The sequence below is a fragment of the Streptomyces sp. BRA346 genome (assembly GCF_052851135.1).
On sequence record NZ_JAIWIH010000136.1, the window covers coordinates 1 to 2,629 of the forward strand.

Genomic DNA, 2,629 nt, shown 5'->3' on the forward strand with positions numbered 1-2,629 from the left:
GGGCACCTCGTACACGCGCGAGGGCGGTTTCCTCTACGACGTCGCCGACTTCGATCCGGCGTTCTTCGGTATCTCGCCGCGCGAGGCCCTGGCGATGGATCCGCAGCAGCGGTTGCTGCTGGAGACGTCGTGGGAGGCGTTCGAGCGCGCGGGCATCGACCCGGTGGCGCTGCGCGGCAGCCGCACCGGCGTCTTCGCGGGGACCAACGGGCAGGACTACGCCGGACTCGTCTCCACCCCGCCCGACGGGCTCGCAGGCCACCTGGGCACGGGCAACGCGGCGAGCGTGGTGTCCGGGCGGATCTCCTACACCTTCGGGCTCGAGGGCCCGGCGGTCACGGTCGACACGGCGTGCTCGTCCTCGCTGGTCGCCCTGCACATGGCGGTGCAGGCGCTGCGGAGCGGCGAGTGCTCGATGGCGCTCGCCGGTGGTGTGACGGTGATGTCCACGCCGGAGGCGTTCGTGGACTTCAGCCGTCAGCGCGGGCTGGCGGCGGACGGTCGTATCAAGGCGTTCGCGGCCGGTGCGGATGGCACCGGTTGGGGCGAGGGCGTCGGCATGCTGCTCGTGGAGCGGCTGTCGGACGCACGGCGCAATGGCCACCCGGTGTTGGCGGTGGTGCGGGGTTCTGCGATCAACCAGGACGGTGCGTCGAATGGTCTGACGGCGCCCAACGGCCCGTCGCAGCAGCGGGTGATCCGGCAGGCGCTGGCCGGTGCGGGGCTTTCGGCTGGCGATGTTGACGCGGTGGAGGCGCACGGTACGGGGACGACGCTGGGTGACCCGATCGAGGCGCAGGCGCTGCTCGCCACGTACGGGCAGGAGCGGTCCGGGGACCAGCCGCTGTGGCTGGGTTCCATCAAGTCCAACATCGGGCACACGCAGGCGGCGGCCGGTGTCGCGGGCGTGATGAAGATGGTGCTGGCGATGCGGCATGGGGTGTTGCCGCAGACCCTGCATGTGGATGAGCCCTCGCCGCACGTGGACTGGGCGTCGGGCGCGGTGGCGCTGTTGAGCGAATCGAGGGAGTGGCCGGAGACCGAGGGCCGTCCACGCCGGGCGGGTGTGTCGTCGTTCGGGCTCAGTGGCACCAACGCGCACACCATCATCGAGCAGGTCCCGGCGGTCGAGGCCCTTTCGCCCGAGGCCCCGTCGCCCGAGGTGTCCGAGCCGCGTGCCGTGGACGCGCTGCCGTGGCTGCTGTCGGCGAAGGACGCGCAGGCGCTGCGCGCTCAGGCCGCACAGCTGGCCGCCCATCTCCGGGCCCACCCCGACCTCGGCGCGGCCGACCTCGCCTTCTCGCTCGCCACCAGCCGCACCGCGCTGGAGCAGCGCGCGGCGCTCGTCACCGCCGCCCGCGAGGAATTCCTCGCGGGCCTGGACGCTCTGGCCCTCGGCGAGAGCGTGCCCGGCCTGGTCGAGGGTGCGGCGGGCGACGGCAAGGTGGCGTTCCTGTTCACGGGGCAGGGCAGCCAGCGACTGGGGATGGGGCGTGAGCTGTACGACGCCTATCCGGTGTTCGCCGATGCGCTGGATGAGGTGTGTGCGCATCTGGATCTGCACCTTGAGCGGCCGCTGCGGGACGTGCTGTTCGGGGATGACGCGGCGGTGCTGGGCCAGACGGGGTTCACCCAGCCTGCTTTGTTCGCGGTTGAGGTGGCGCTGTTCCGGCTGGTCGAGGCGTGGGGTGTGACGCCGGACTTCCTGTCGGGGCACTCGATCGGTGAGCTGGCTGCGGCGCATGTGGCGGGGGTGTTGTCACTGGAGGACGCCGCCGCGCTCGTGGCGGCGCGGGGCCGTCTGATGCAGGAGCTTCCGGCCGGTGGCGCGATGGTCGCGGTGCAGGCGTCGGAGGACGAAGTGCTGCCGCTGCTCGGTGGGCGGGTGAGCATTGCCGCCCTCAACGGGCCCACGTCGGTGGTCATCGCGGGTGACGAGGACGCCGTGGTTGAGCTCGCGGCGTCGTTCGAGGCGCAGGGTCGTAAGACCAAGCGGCTCGCGGTCAGCCATGCGTTCCACTCGCCGCGTATGGACGGGATGCTGGACGCGTTCCGCGAGGTGGCGGAGGGGCTGTCGTACGAGGCTCCGCGCATTCCGATCGTGTCGAACCTGACGGGTGATGTCGTCTCCGCCGAGGAGATCACGACTGCCGACTTCTGGGTGCGGCACGTCCGTGAGGCCGTGCGCTTCCTCGACGGTGTGCGTGTTCTGGAAGCCCAGGGCGTGACGACGTACGTCGAGCTCGGTCCCGACGGTGTGCTCACCGCCATGGCACAGGACTGCCTCACCGACGGTGACGCCGCCGTCTGCATTCCTTCTCTGCGCAAGGGGCGCGCCGAGGGCGAGTCGGTGACCACCGCCCTCGCCCGACTGCACGTCGGCGGCCTGGCTCCGGACTGGGCGGCGTACTTCGCGGGCACCGGTGTCCGCCGGGTCGAGCTGCCCACGTACGCCTTCCAGCGCGAGCGGTTCTGGCTGGAGGAGGCGCCGACCGTCGCGGATGCTGCGCCGGGCACTGCCGTTGACGGCCGGTTCTGGGATGTGGTGGAGCGCGGGGATGTGGCCGCGCTGGCTGCGGAGTTGGAGGTGGATCCGGGGCTGTCGTTGGGTGAGGTGCTGCCCGCGTTG

At 71.6% G+C, this 2,629-nt stretch carries 1 protein-coding gene; it reads left to right on the forward strand.

The features are described 5' to 3' along the window. A partial coding sequence (locus tag LCH29_RS43745) for a type I polyketide synthase (protein ID WP_446467248.1) occupies positions 1-2,629 on the forward strand: 2,629 nt, incomplete at both ends.